This is a genomic window from Nocardia sp. PE-7 (genome assembly GCF_030486425.1).
GTDB lineage: Bacteria > Actinomycetota > Actinomycetes > Mycobacteriales > Mycobacteriaceae > Nocardia > Nocardia salmonicida_A.
Window position 1 is genome coordinate 2,429,596 of record NZ_CP129614.1, and the last position, 12,972, is coordinate 2,442,567.

At 65.0% G+C, this 12,972-nt stretch carries 13 protein-coding genes; 2 read left to right on the forward strand and 11 right to left on the reverse strand.

All coding sequences use genetic code 11. The features are described 5' to 3' along the window. Position 1: 1 nt before the first annotated feature. From QX204_RS11360 to QX204_RS11405, 10 genes are all read right to left on the reverse strand, one after another. Positions 2–1,186: an MCE family protein gene (locus tag QX204_RS11360; RefSeq protein WP_301906644.1), complete on the reverse strand. Its 1,185-nt coding sequence runs from the start codon at positions 1,184–1,186 to the stop codon at positions 2–4. Then, positions 1,183–2,295 carry an MCE family protein gene (locus QX204_RS11365; RefSeq protein WP_301906645.1) on the reverse strand — a complete coding sequence of 371 codons (1,113 nt, stop codon included), beginning with the start codon at positions 2,293–2,295 and terminating at the stop codon, positions 1,183–1,185. The genes QX204_RS11360 and QX204_RS11365 overlap by 4 nt, the downstream gene beginning before the upstream one ends. Further along, entirely contained in the window at positions 2,292–3,392 is a 1,101-nt protein-coding gene (locus tag QX204_RS11370) for an MCE family protein (protein WP_301906646.1), read from the reverse strand. Before QX204_RS11370 ends, QX204_RS11365 begins: the two co-directional genes overlap by 4 nt. After that, a complete protein-coding gene (locus QX204_RS11375) occupies positions 3,392–4,405 on the reverse strand; it encodes an MlaD family protein (RefSeq protein WP_301906647.1) in 1,014 nt (337 codons plus the stop codon). The genes QX204_RS11370 and QX204_RS11375 overlap by 1 nt, the downstream gene beginning before the upstream one ends. Further along, a complete protein-coding gene (locus QX204_RS11380; protein WP_301906648.1) occupies positions 4,402–5,424 on the reverse strand; it encodes an MCE family protein in 1,023 nt (340 codons plus the stop codon). Before QX204_RS11380 ends, QX204_RS11375 begins: the two co-directional genes overlap by 4 nt. Next, complete coding sequence (locus QX204_RS11385; protein WP_301906649.1) at positions 5,421–6,863, reverse strand: MCE family protein; 1,443 nt, start codon at positions 6,861–6,863, stop codon at positions 5,421–5,423. Before QX204_RS11385 ends, QX204_RS11380 begins: the two co-directional genes overlap by 4 nt. A gap of 9 nt (positions 6,864–6,872) precedes the next feature. Beyond that, a complete protein-coding gene (locus tag QX204_RS11390; RefSeq protein WP_301906650.1) occupies positions 6,873–7,736 on the reverse strand; it encodes an ABC transporter permease in 864 nt (287 codons plus the stop codon). Position 7,737: 1 nt separating this feature from the next. Further along, positions 7,738–8,556, reverse strand: coding sequence for an MlaE family ABC transporter permease (locus tag QX204_RS11395; protein ID WP_235569592.1), 819 nt, complete (start codon positions 8,554–8,556; stop codon positions 7,738–7,740). Positions 8,557–8,635: 79 nt separating this feature from the next. Continuing rightward, entirely contained in the window at positions 8,636–8,821 is a 186-nt protein-coding gene (locus tag QX204_RS11400) for a hypothetical protein (protein WP_301906651.1), read from the reverse strand. Beyond that, positions 8,821–9,045, reverse strand: coding sequence for a hypothetical protein (locus tag QX204_RS11405; protein WP_301906652.1), 225 nt, complete (start codon positions 9,043–9,045; stop codon positions 8,821–8,823). Before QX204_RS11405 ends, QX204_RS11400 begins: the two co-directional genes overlap by 1 nt. A gap of 578 nt (positions 9,046–9,623) precedes the next feature. On the opposite strand from QX204_RS11405, the gene QX204_RS11410 reads away from it, so the two are divergent. Continuing rightward, positions 9,624–10,790: a thiolase family protein gene (locus QX204_RS11410; RefSeq protein ID WP_301906653.1), complete on the forward strand. Its 1,167-nt coding sequence runs from the start codon at positions 9,624–9,626 to the stop codon at positions 10,788–10,790. A gap of 414 nt (positions 10,791–11,204) precedes the next feature. Further along, the gene (locus tag QX204_RS11415; RefSeq protein WP_301906654.1) at positions 11,205–12,203 is read left to right on the forward strand and encodes an oxygenase MpaB family protein; all 999 of its coding nucleotides are present in this window, start codon (positions 11,205–11,207) and stop codon (positions 12,201–12,203) included. A 60-nt stretch (positions 12,204–12,263) separates the two neighbouring features. Here QX204_RS11415 and QX204_RS11420 read toward each other — a convergent pair whose 3' ends face one another. Next, complete coding sequence (locus tag QX204_RS11420) at positions 12,264–12,938, reverse strand: TetR/AcrR family transcriptional regulator (RefSeq protein WP_301906656.1); 675 nt, start codon at positions 12,936–12,938, stop codon at positions 12,264–12,266. Positions 12,939–12,972 lie beyond the last annotated feature (34 nt).

Genomic DNA, 12,972 nt, shown 5'->3' on the forward strand with positions numbered 1-12,972 from the left:
CTTATCTTGGTGCGGGCACCGAGGGCTGGGACAGTTCGTCACCGGTCACACCGGGCGGCGGTCCCGCACCGTTGTCGGGTCCGGCGGGCCGTGGTGCGTTCGCCGACCCACGGATCTGCAGCGCGGGGTTGTCCGTGACGCAGTAGTTGTAGAGCCGCACCCTGGTATCAGTGGTGGCCCGCGTGGGCAGAATCGGCACGGTGTCGTAGTCGCAGGTCGGTCGCGGCCACGGGTCGACGAGGGTGAAGAAGGCGTTGTCGTGCGCCGGGATGCCGACCGCCTCGGAGAAGCGGCTCAGCGTCGGAAACAGCAACTCGATCGCGGGCTGACGCAGTTTGGCCGCGCGGGTGATCGCGACGAAGTTCGTCACCAGGTCCGTGATCGGGTTCTGGGTGCGGGAGATGAAGCCCCCGAGCGTGGCCAGCTGACCCGGACCCTCCTGGAGCAGGTGCCGCAATTCGGCATCGGCGGCGGAGAACTGCTGGAACAGGGCACTACCCGCATTGGTCAGAGTCCCCAGGTCGGGTTGCGCATGCGCGGTCGTCGAGGCGATGACCTCGAGATTGCGCAGCAGGTGCTCGGTCTGCGGCAGCAGATCGTTGAGCCCTGCCATCGCGCGGCTGATCCCGGAGATCATGTTGCGCAAACCGTCCGGACCGCCCGCGAGCGCTTTGTCGAGTTCGTTGACGATGACATTGAGGCGTTCGGGGTTCAATCCGCTGACCAGGCCCGACATGTTCAACAGGACCGACTGCACCTGCACAGGCACACCAGTGTCGGCCCGGGCGATGACGGAGCCGTCGCGCAGATACGGCCCGGTATCGGTCTCGGGGCGGAAATCCAGGTACTGCTCGCCCGCGGCCGACAAACGGGCGACGGCGACCGTGCCGCCGAGCGGAATCCGGGTGCCCTCCTCGATCTCGGCCACGGCCGCGATCCCGTCGCCTGCGACCCGCACGTCATCGACCCGGCCGACCCGAACGCCTCGGAACGTCACGTCGCTGCCCTTGGTGAGTCCACCCGAGATGGCCAGTTCGACAGTGACTACGTAGCGCTTGTTCGTCGGGTCGATCCGCAGGACCGCACCGCCCAGGTACCCGCTGCCCAGCAGTAGGACGACGACCAAGCCGGCATTGGCGACCGCGATGCGACGGCGAACCAGCCACTCCCACAACGGTGAATTCATCGGGGCCCCTCTTGGATCGGCTGTTGCGGTGTGCTGTTGAGGCGGCCGGTCACCTTGGCGATCACGTCGGTGATACTGCCGATGAACGCGGGCACGTCGGTGCCGTCGGGCCAGCGGCTGCCGGCCGGATCGGTGATCGCACCGACATCGAGGTAGGACAGGATCGCTCCGACGGCCAGCGTCGGTCCCTGCACGCTGTCCATCACCGAGGGGTAGATCTTGTGAAGGCCGTCGAGCGTGCCCGTGAGGTCATCACCCATCTGCGAGAATCCGGACATCAGATTCTGGATGCTCTGGAACAAGCTGACGAACTGCGGCCCGTTCGTCGCGCTGAAGTCGCCGAGGGCGTCCATCGTCACCGCCACCTTGTTGATCAGGTCGACGATGGCCTGGTTGTTCTCGGCGAACAGCCCGATCAGTTGCGGGAAGTCGTCGGCCGCGGCACCGAGTTCGGCCTTGCGCCGAGCCAATTCGCCGGTCAGCACCGACAACCCGGTGAGCGTCGCGTCGAGGTCGCCGGTACGTGCGTTGAGCGCCTCGATGACCGAGGTCATTTCCCCGATCAAGTGCTGCAGTTGGGGCGCCTTGCCCGCGAAGATGGAGTTGAGCTCGGAGGTGACCTTGGCTGCCTGGTTGAGTCCGCCGCCGTTGATCAGCATCGACACCGACATCATCAATTGCTCGACCGAGGCGGCCGATGCGGTGAGCTCGGTGCCGATGGTCGCGCCCTCGCGCAGCGGTGGTCCGGCGGTCTCGGCGCTGGGCAGGGTCATAGCGACGAAGATGTCACCGAGCGGGGTCGCCTGGCGCAGCTCCACGGTGGTGCCCTGCGGCAGTTGGATGTCGTCGCGGATCAGCATCTCGACGTCGGCGAGGAACGAGGTCGTCGAGATTCCGGTGACGACACCGATGTCGGTGCCGCCGATCTTCACGTGGGCGCGGTTGGGCAGGTTGAGCGCGTCCCGGAAAGTGGCGTGCAAGGTGTAGCCGGGCCCGCCGATACCCGGTTCGGGCATCGGCAGCTCGGCCACGGTCATCGAGCAGCCGCTGCTCGATGCGGCCACGGCAGCGGCGCAGAAGGCCGCTGCCAGCGTGGTGCGCAAAGTCATTTCGTCAGTCCCAACAGCGCGGCGGTAAGCCCGAAGTCCGGGCCCATATCGGAGATTTTTCCGGTGCGGCAGCCGTCCAGACGCATCTGGACGCGCTCACAGAACAGCGAGACCACCTCGCTGTCGAGCACGATCTTGTCGAGCAGACCGTGCAGGCGCAGCGCCTGGTGTTCCCGGCTGATCGCGTTGTCGAAGTTCTGGAACATCAGCGGACCGACATCGATGATCTCGGTCAGATTGCGGGCATTGGCCCGCATCTGGGCTGCGATCGCGACGAACTTGGTGAGCGCGCCCGCGAGCTGATCCTGATTCTGGCCGACAACCGAGGAGGTATTGGTGATGAAGTCGTCGAGCTGGGTCAGCACCGCCTGCAGACCGGGGGACTGCTGTCCGAACAACGCGACCAACTCGGTGATGCGACCGCTGAAATCGCGGACGGTTTGATCGTTGTCGGCGATGATCTGGGTGATCTCGCTGAGTTCGATGACGGTGTTGGCGATCTGATCCTTGTTGGCGAAAGTCAGCTCGAAAGCCGCCGACAGTTCGTCGAGCGTTTCGCGCAACCGGTCGCCGTTGCCGTCGAGCAGCGGGAAGAGCACCCGGCTCGCCATGGGCCCGCTCTGGCTGTCGCCCTTGAGCGCCTCGCCCAGCTGATCGAAGTTGGCCAGGATCCGGTCCAGTTCGACGGGTGTCCTGGTGCGAGACAGCGGAAGATGCGCACCGTCGGCGAGCTCGGGCCCTGAGCCGGTATAGGCCGGGGCGATCTCGACATGGCGGTTGGTGATCAGCTGCGGCGACACCAGCGCCGCCATCGCTTCGGCGGGAATGCGAACATCGCGGTCGACCGACATCACCACTTCGACGTAGCTGCCGCGCGGTGTCACCGAATCGACGACACCGACCGGCACGCCGAGCACGGAGACCTCGTTGCCCGCGTACAGTCCGGCCACGTTCTCGAAGTCGGCGCTGATGCGCTTCTGCGCGCCCAACACCTGATTACCCAGGCCGGTCACGCTGTCGGGCAGCAGGGCGCAGCCCGAGGCGAGTGTCGCGGCCAAGCAGACCGCCGCCAACTTGCTCGTGCGTGTGGTCCTCATCAGTTGCACCCCTGTATGGCCTGTGCGAAGCACAGCCAGTTGTCCGGAAGGATCCACGGTGCCCAGATCTCGCCATAGGGACCGTTGCCGAGCAGATTGTTGAACTGGCGCAACGTGACCGGGGCATATTCGTAGATCCGGTCCAGGTTCTCCTTGTTCTTGGTCAGGCCGTCGGCCATCGTGTTGAGGTTCGCGATCAGCGGTCCGAGTTCACCGTTGTTCTCGATGCCCATGTCCTGGAGCAGCCTCGACATGTCGGCGACGTTGTCGAGCAGCTGGGTGAGCAGGGTCTGGCGCTTCTGCACGGCGGCCCCGATCGCTTCGCCCCTGGTGAGCAGCACCAGCACGCTGTTGCGGTTGTCCGAGACCAGTTGGGAGACCTGGTCCATGCTCTTGAGCAGGGTGTCGACCTCGTCGCGCCTGCTGTTGATCACCTGGGCGAGCGCGCCGATGCTGTCGAGGGCCTGTACCGCCATGGCGGGTGAATCGCCCAGCTGGGCACTGAACACATCGAGTGCGGTGCGCAGTTTCTCCGGGTCGATCCGTTCGATCCGCTCGAACGAGGAGGTGTACTGCGGATCCTGGATGACCTTGCTCAGGTTGTACGGAACCTCGGTGTTGTCGAGCCGGATCCGGTTGTCGGGGAGCTCTTTTCCGTTCCCGGGCCGCAGCACGATGTGCAGCCTGCCGAGGATGGTCGACATCTTGATCGCCGCGTGGGCGTCGGCGCCGAGACGGATGTCCTTGCGGATCCGCAGCGCCACCTCCACCCGGTCGTTGACCAGCTTCACCGCCTGGACCTCACCGACCTCGATGCCGGAGACATCGACTGTCGCGCCCGGCCGTAAGCCGGCGGCCTGGGCGAACTCGGCGTGCACGGTCTTGTCGCCGAGTTGGACCTGGTTGATCAGACTCGAACCGCCGAGCAATACCAGCACCGAGAGGGCCGCGATCAGGCCGAGCCGCAGGTGCCGGTTGTCTCGCAGAAACGCTGGAACGCGTGATTTGATCATCGGCACACTTCCGATTGTGAGGTGCCGCCGACCTGCGAGAACACGCCCTCGGGCAGGAGAACGCCCCATAGCGAGACGTCGAGGCGACAGATGTAGGCATTGCCGTAGGTGCCGTACTGGGTGAACCGGGCGACGCCGTTGAGGAAGTCAGGGAATTCGACCGCAGCGCGATCGAGGGCGGCACCGTTGTAGAGCAACATCATCACGCCGGTAGTGGCGTTGCGTTGCGCGTCGGCCAATCCGGGCTTGACCTGCTCGATGAGCGAGACAAGGCCGTTCGTCGCGCCCGCCACCCGTTCGACCGAACTCTTCAGCGATTCACCCTCGGTGTAGAGCCCGTCCATCAGACTGCGAGTCTGCGTGATCAGGGTCTCCAGCTCGTCGCTGCGGTTGGCCAGACCCGCCATCACCGAGCTGAGATTGCTCAGCACATCGCCGATGATCTGGTCGCGTTCACCGAAGGTGCCGGCCAACTGGGCAGCCTGGGTGATCAGCGCCGCCAGCGACACCTCGTTGCCCTGCAATGCCTGGATGAGCGTTTCCGACAGCGAATTGATCTGGTCGGGTTGCAGCACACTGAACAGTGGCTCGAATCCGGACAACAGCGCCGAGACATCGAAGGACGGCTCGGTCCGCTCGAGCGGGATCTGCGAGCCGGCGGGCACAACGGTGCCCTCGCCGGTGCCCGGCGCCAGCGCCAGGTAGCGCTGACCGATCAGATTCTGGTATCGCACCAGGGCTTTGGTGGTGTCGGTCAGGTGCTGGCGCGCCTCGATCTGGAAGTCGACCTTGGCGATGTAGTTGTCGGTGAAATCGATCTTGTCGATCCGGCCGACTCGCACACCCGCCATCCGGACGTCGTCGCCGATGCGCAATCCGAGAACATCGGTGAAGACCGCCGAATAGCTCTTGGTGTTGCCGGGGACGCTGCGTTGCAGGGTCGACCAGATCGTGTAGGTGAGCAGCGTCGCCAGGACGGCGAAGAAGCTGAATCCGAGCAGTGCTTTGCTGGATTTCACTGTTGGACACCACTTTCGATGTCGGGGACGATGGCGATGTTGCCCAGGATCGATCCGAGCAGCAGCAGCTGACTGAACGTCGGTTTCCCGCCGACCAGTTCCGATACCGCGGCGATGCCGCTGAGTCGAGGCCGCGCCGCGGGGGTGGCGCCAGGCGCTGGATCAACAGACGAGGCGGGTGCGGTGATCCCCGGAATGGCGGGCAGACCCGGAATGGCGGGCAGGCCGGGGAGCGTCGGCATGCCGGGAACAGTCGGCACGGTGATGCTCGGCAGTGTGGGTAGCCCGGGAATCGGCAGCGCCGGTGCCGGTCCGGCGGACTCGAGTCGCTTCGGCAGCATCTGTGCCGGATACTCTTGCGGCGGTGCGACTTCTGGCACGGTAGGGCCACCGCAGCGGGGTCCGGCCATCTCGCCGTAGTGCGGGCAGTCCTTGGCGGTGTACTGCTGGAACGGTGTGAACGTCACATCCATACGCCAGGTCATCTGCTTGCTGGGGCCGAAGTTGAACGTCTGCTGCAGCCTGCGCAACGAGTTGTTGAGGTTGGCTGCCGTCGACTGCAGTGTGGTGGGATCCTTGGCAATGCCACCGAGCAGCTGGTCCAGGCCGGAGACCAATTCTTTGCCCGAATCGGGATTCGCGGCGAACAGGGCGTTGACCGATTCAATGGCGGAGTTGCCCTGTGTGAGCAGCTCCACCATTTGGGCGCGGTGCTCGTTGAGCGTGCGCGCAGTGGTCACCGAATCGGCCAGTACGCCGACAAGTTCCGGTGCCGACTGGCTCAGCGCGGTCGCCGCCTGACCGAAATTGCCGAGCAGATGGCCGATTTCGGGGATCTGGTGGATGGTGGTGAGCCAGGTGTCGAGGCGCTCCACCGTAGAACCCGGTACCCGGCTGCTCGGATCGAGCGCTGCGGACAGGGTGGCCAACACTCGGCCGAGCTTTTCGGGCTGGATGGTGTCGAGCACATCGCGCAGGGTGTTGAGCGTGGTCTGCAGCTGGATCGTGGCCTCGCTGGTGTCCTCGCGGATAAGCGCGCCCTCGCGCAGCCCTTCGGCGGTCGCCTCATTGTCCACGAGTTGGAGCGAGGAGACGCCGAAGATGTTGTCGGGGATGACGCGCACGGTGACCGTGTTCGGAATCGTCTGCGCCAGACCCGGCTTCAGCTCCAAAGTGGCGTGCTGGCGTTCGCCCTTGGCGACCATCTCCACCGAACCGACCGAGCCGACCAGCATGCCGCGGTACTTCACGTCGGCGCGCTGCGGTAGCCCGTCGCCGGTACTGGTGAGGTCGGCACCGACCACCACCGTGTCTTCGAACTCGCCGTTGTAGCGCAGGGCGAGCAGATACAGAGCGACCGCGAACGCGGTGATCACCGCCAGTCCCGCGAGCGTGAGCTGCAGGGGTTTGGGGCCGCGGCCGCTGAGATCGAGAATCATTCGATCGACCTATCCCGAGATCCGGAATCCGGGGTCGATGCCCCAGATCGCAAGCGTGAGAAACAGATTGGTGAAGACCATGACGACGATGACCATCTTGATGGCCTGGCCCGCCGCGACCCCGACGCCTTCGGGGCCGCCGGAGGCGACGAAGCCGTAGTAGCACTGGATGAACGCCGCGATGAGAACGAACACCACCACTTTGAAGATCGAGAAGAACACGTCCCCGCCGATCAGGAACTGGAAGAAGTAGTGGTCATAGGTGCCTGCGGTCGTCCCGCCGAGGAACAGCACCGACAGCTTGGTCGCGATATAGGCGACCGCCAGCCCGAGGGTGTACAGGGGGATGATGGTGATCGTGGCCGCGATCATCCGGGTGGTCACCAGGTAGGGCAGCGGCCGGATCGCGATGGATTCCAGCGCGTCGATCTCTTCGGAGATCCGCATCGAGCCGAGCTGCGCGGTGAATCGGCAACCGGACTGGATGGCGAAGGCGAGCGTGCCCAGGATCGGCGCGATCTCCCGGGTGGTGGCGAAGCCGGAGATGGCCCCGGTCAGCGGTCCCATCGTGAGCAGGTTCAACGCGGTATAGGACTCGACTCCCACGGTGATGCCGCCGAACGCGCACAGCGCGATGACCACACCCACGGTGCCGCCGCCGACGATGAGCGAGCCGTTACCCCAGCCGACATCGGCGACCAGGCGGGCGACTTCCTTGCGGTAATGGCGCAGCGTGAACGGGATGGCGATCAGGGCCTGGAAGAACACGATCGCCTGGTGACCGAGGCGCTGATTGGCCTGGACGGGGATCTTGGCGGTCGCTTTGATCGCACGGACCGGACGTAGTGCCGGGGGGATGTACTCGGCGGCCATCTCACACGACCTTCGCGGGGAAGAAGATGTTGTACAGCTGGGTGACGATGATGTTGGTGGCGAACAGCATCAGGATCGAGGTGACCACCGCCGAGTTCACCGAATTCGCGACACCGCCCGGACCACCTTTGGTGTGGAGGCCGATGTCACAGGCGATGATCGCGGTGAGCAGGCCGAAGATCGCCGCCTTGAACAGCGCGGCCACGAGGTCGTTGGCGACAGCGAACGAGGCGAACGAGCTGATGAACGATCCCGGTGTGCCCTGCTGGGCGTAGACGTTGAACATGTAGGCGGTGGCGAAGCCGACGAACACGATGAACCCGCACAGCAGCATGCTCACCAGGACGGCGGCAACCAGCCGAGGTACGACCAGTCTGCGCACCGGATCCACGCCCATCACCTTCATCGCGTCGATCTCTTCTCTGATCGTGCGGGAGCCCAGATCGGCGCAGATGGCCGAGCCGACCGCGCCCGCGATCATCAGCGAGGTGACAAGCGGTGCGCCCTGGCGGATGATGCCGAGCCCGGCGACCGCGCCGATGAAGGTGGTGGCGCCGACCTGATTGACCAGTGCGCCGACCTGGATCGAGACCACCACCGCGACCGGAATCGCGACGAACACGGTCGGCAACGCCGAGACGTTGGCCATGAACGCGCACTGTTTGATGAACTCCTGGAACGGAAATCGCCGTTGCACGAGCGACAGGAACAGCTGCGCGATCGTTGCCCTGCCGAGCAGGACCTGCCTGCCGAGGGTCTCGAGCGACTGTTGGGGATGCCGTCGCCAGAGCCCGGTGGCGCTGTCGATGAGCCGTCCGATCTCGGACGGTTCGGTGGCCGGTTGCGGCGTCACGCTGCACCGATCCTTTCTTGCTGCGGGGGAATGTGTTCCCGGCTGCTCAGAGCGAGCTCAGCCAGTGTTCGAGGAGGACGACGAGTCCGCCGACGACCGCCAGACACAAGGCGATGACGCAGAGCAGCGCGATCCACATGCCGAGTCGCAGAACAGGATTGACCTGTGTCCGCCCGCCCAGGATCTTGACGATGATCACGACGATGTCGATGACCCAAACCAGCGCCATCATCAGGTCATCGTCACATTCGCGAAGATGAGGACCGGCCAACAGACGATCGATCCGACGAACGAGGCGATCAGATCGACCCCGTGAAGGTCACTCAGATGGCTGGTGTGGGTGAACGTCCAGATGACCCCCACCAGTCCGTAGGGGATGCCGATGATGATGAGAGTGCCGAGGAATTCGGACACCTTCATCTCATAGCTGAGAAACCTGTCCAGCCGTCGCAACATGGTGGTACCGGTGTCCTTCCTCGGGACCTTGGACGACGTCCGGCCTGCTGGCGGCCGTCGTTGGCGGTGCGATGTTGTTGTCGAGCGTTCTTCAGGGGTGGGCCCTGAAGAACGATCTCGGCTTCCCGCGAGTCATTTGCGAAGCATCGAAGCTTCCAGGACTCGGGAGGGTGAACATCGAAGATCAAGTTACTACCCATTCTCATCGCTGTGATGAGAATTACCGGTAACATATCTCATAGATTCGGGATTGCCTATAGGGCGTCGAATCGGGCGCCGTCGCAGGTCGTGCCGCGGCGTCATCTCGCGGGTCGCGCGGCGTGCGGGTAGGCGCGACCGATCGCGAGCGCGGAGATCGCCGCATCGGCACCGGAGGCCGCTGAGGGGTGTGTGCCGGTGCCGATGCGGCCCGCGCATCATGCCCCCAACTCGTGATGCTGCGGAATCGAAGCTAACATATTAGCCCGATATGGGCCTAATAGCTGCATATTGGTCACGATCCCACAGCAAGTGATAAGAATGAATATTAACTTACTCGAGGGATGTCGTCGTATGGTCGGCGACCGTGCAGGAGGTTCATGATGTCAGCTGTCATCGTCGATGTGGTTCGTACACCGTCGGGTCGGGGTAAATCCGGCGGTGGACTGTCGTCCGTACATCCGGCCACGCTGCTGGCCGGTGTGTTGGCCGAGCTGGTCGCACGCACCGGGATCGACCCGGCCCTCGTCGACGATGTGATCGCCGGCTGTGTCACCCAGAGCGGTGAACAGGCCAACAACATCGCCAGGACCGCGGTGTTGGCGGCGGGATTCCCGGAGTCGGTGCCCGGCACCACGGTTGATCGACAGTGTGGTTCGAGCCAGCAGGCCGTGCATTTCGCCGCCCAGGGCGTGCTCGCCGGCGCGTACGACGTGGCGATCGCCTGTGGCGTCGAGTCGATGAGCCGGACTCCGATGTTCTCCAACACCCAGGGCAAGGACTCCCTGCGCGGCCCGCTCGCCGCTCGCTACCCGGCCGGCCTGATCGGGCAGGGGATCGCGGCCGAGATCATCGCGGCCCGTTGGAAACTGGACCGCGCGGTCCTCGACGAGTTCGCGGCGCGCTCGCATCGGCTGGCTGCCGCCACCGCGGCCGCGGGAGGCTTCGACGCCGAGCTCGTCGCCGCCGGAGACCTCGTCGCCGACGAGACGATTCGGACCGGCACCACTGTCGAAGGTTTGGCGAACCTGCGCCCCGCCTTCACGGATTCCGCTTTCCTCGACCGTTTTCCCGAGATCGACTGGTCGGTGACCGCAGGCAACTCCTCGCCGCTCACCGACGGTGCGTCGGCCGCGCTCATCATGAGCGAGGCGATGGCGGCGAAACTGGGTCTGACCCCTCGCGCCCGCTTCCACTCCTTCGCCGTCGTCGGCGACGATCCCACCCTCATGCTCACCGCCGTCGTCCCCGCGACCCGTAAGGCGCTCGACCGGGTCTCACTCACTGTCGACGACATCGATACCTTCGAGGTGAACGAGGCGTTCGCTCCGGTCCCGCTCGTCTGGCAGCACGAGCTCGGCGCCGATCCGGCCAAGGTCAACCCGCGTGGCGGCGCCATCGCGCTCGGCCATCCACTCGGTGCTTCGGGGACCCGTTTGCTCGCGACTATGGTCAACCATCTCGAACAGACCGGCGGTCGCTACGGGCTCCAGACCATGTGCGAGGCGGGCGGCTTGGCCAACGCCACCATCATCGAACGTCTCTGAGGGCGCGCCGATACACGAGTGCCCGCCGGACGCTACGAGCGGTCGGCGGGCGGGTTCGTGCAGGGCGCGGACACAGGACTCGCGGCAGTGGGGACAACAGGGCCTGGACATCCCACGCCGCGAGTCTTGTGCTCCGGGAGCGAACTCCCGTCGTGTCCACCCAGCGCCGCGGCGCATGCCCGCTTCGCGGCTAGGGGTGAATAGTCATGAACTTAGTGACCGCGAGCGACGCTGTCAATCATCTTGTAAATGCTATTCCTATTCCGGATCCTCTTCATCAAGTAGCGGAATAGTCAGTAACATAGAAGGCGTTCCGGTGTACTCTTGGCACCGAACCGCGTTCGCGAGGTGCGTCGGGCTGCTGTGCGTCGCCTCGGCTGCTCGGTCGCGCGGCACATCTCGGAAAGGATGACGATGAGCACGGCAATCAGGCCTGGCGAACCCAATTACGTAGACCCACACAGTGATTCCTACGTCGAGGAAGGTGCGGCCCCGGCGTGGCGAGGGTCGGCCGTCCCAGCGGTGGAATTCGCGGCGCCGGAACGTGCCCTGACGCTCGATCGGGTTCGCCTCCACATTCCCGACACCCACCGGTCCCCGCGCAAACGGCCCGCTCAGTTGGCCGATGCCTTGGACTTCTGGATGTTCGCGGGTGCGGCCGCGAACGTGGCGATGCAATTCGCGCACCAGGGAGTCGCGGCGGGTGTGATGGAGAGCCAGGTCGAATCCGGTGCGCTCATGGTGCATCCGTGGAAGCGGTTGCGCACCACCTCCGCTTACCTCGCGGTGGCCGTTCTCGGCAGCGACGAGGACAAGTCGGCCATGCGCGAGGCGGTCAATGTCGCGCACCGCCAAGTCAGGTCGCGGCCGGATTCGAAGGTCAAATACAACGCCTTCGACCGGAACTTGCAGATGTATGTGGCCGCGGCGATCTACATCGGTTTCGAGGACACTCACCAACTGCTGTGCGGCAAGATGACCGCCGACGAACTCGAGGCGTTCTACCAGGGCTCGGACACCTTCGGCACCACGCTGCAGGTACACCCCGATATGTGGCCGAAGACGCGCGCCGAGTTCGACGAGTACTGGCTGGAGGCGTGCAAGGGGGTGGTGTGCGACGACGAATTCCGCGCCTACATCGACGATCTGCTGCACCTGCGAATGATCCACTGGTCCATCCGGGTGACGTTCGGCAGCCTGCTGCGGTTCCTGACCGCGGGCTTTCTGCCGCCGCATTTCCGCGAGCAGATGGCGGTCGAATGGAGCACCTCCGATCAGCGCCGGTTCGAGCACCTTTTCCAGTTCGTCGGCTTCGTCAACCGCTTCATCCCGAAGTTCGTCAGGTTCGCCGGCACCCACGCGATGATGCGCGACGTGCGCAACCGCATCAGGAAGCAGCGCGCTCTCATCTGATCGAACGGTTCCGATGACCGCGGCGGGTGAGGTGTTCGCCTCGCCGCCGCGCTCGAGCTCTTACGGCGTAGTCGGCGCGTGGGTGTCGATGGCACGCAGTTGCTCGGGGTCGACGGCTCGCAGAACCGCGAGTGAGGCTGTGATCGCCAGATCGCAGGCCGCGCCGATGTCGGCTCCCGCGAGGATGACGGCGCGGTAGGCAACGTCCAAGCTGATGCCGAGGAGCATCGTGGCGAGTGTGTCCGCGCCGCCGTGGATGGGAGTTCCACGCTCGGCGTAGTTGGCTCGCAATCGTTCGGCGATACGCGGTTCGAGTGCGGCGGACAACCGACGCCCTGGGTGGCTGTCGTCGTATCGGTTGTCGAGCAGGACGCGGAATCCTTCGGGGTGGCGGCGGGCGTAATCGAAGAGCGACTCGATCGAATATCGGGCCCGCTGCCCGTAGGTCATCGCCTCGCCGTTGTCGTAGATCTCGAACATCCAGGTGGTCAACGCGGCGAGCTCGCGTTCGATAACCGCGTCGATGAGTGCGTCGCGGGAGCCGAAGTGGGCATAGAGAGTCACCCTGGAGGTATCGGCGCGTTGAGCGATGCTGTCCATCGTGGCTCGATCGAGACCCACCTCGGCGATCACCGCGCACGCCGCGTCCAGGAGTACGGAGTCGGTCGGGCGATTGCGGGTGCTGCGGCGCGCGGGCGCTGTGGCGCGACGATCAGGGTGCCCGGTTCCGGCCAACCTTCCTCCTCGATGCTGTCCCACGCACCGTTCG

Excerpts from the sequence above, each read along its gene's own strand:
- QX204_RS11360 (WP_301906644.1), bottom strand. The coding sequence starts at position 1,186 with ATGAATTCACCGTTGTGGGAGTGGCTGGTTCGCCGTCGCATCGCGGTC.
- QX204_RS11385 (WP_301906649.1), bottom strand. The coding sequence starts at position 6,863 with ATGATTCTCGATCTCAGCGGCCGCGGCCCCAAACCCCTGCAGCTCACG.
- QX204_RS11400 (WP_301906651.1), bottom strand. The coding sequence starts at position 8,821 with ATGATGGCGCTGGTTTGGGTCATCGACATCGTCGTGATCATCGTCAAG.
- QX204_RS11370 (WP_301906646.1), bottom strand. The coding sequence starts at position 3,392 with ATGAGGACCACACGCACGAGCAAGTTGGCGGCGGTCTGCTTGGCCGCG.
- QX204_RS11375 (WP_301906647.1), bottom strand. The coding sequence starts at position 4,405 with ATGATCAAATCACGCGTTCCAGCGTTTCTGCGAGACAACCGGCACCTG.
- QX204_RS11390 (WP_301906650.1), bottom strand. The coding sequence starts at position 7,736 with ATGGCCGCCGAGTACATCCCCCCGGCACTACGTCCGGTCCGTGCGATC.
- QX204_RS11405 (WP_301906652.1), bottom strand. The coding sequence starts at position 9,045 with ATGTTGCGACGGCTGGACAGGTTTCTCAGCTATGAGATGAAGGTGTCC.
- QX204_RS11415 (WP_301906654.1), top strand. The coding sequence starts at position 11,205 with ATGAGCACGGCAATCAGGCCTGGCGAACCCAATTACGTAGACCCACAC.
- QX204_RS11410 (WP_301906653.1), top strand. The coding sequence starts at position 9,624 with ATGATGTCAGCTGTCATCGTCGATGTGGTTCGTACACCGTCGGGTCGG.
- QX204_RS11365 (WP_301906645.1), bottom strand. The coding sequence starts at position 2,295 with ATGACTTTGCGCACCACGCTGGCAGCGGCCTTCTGCGCCGCTGCCGTG.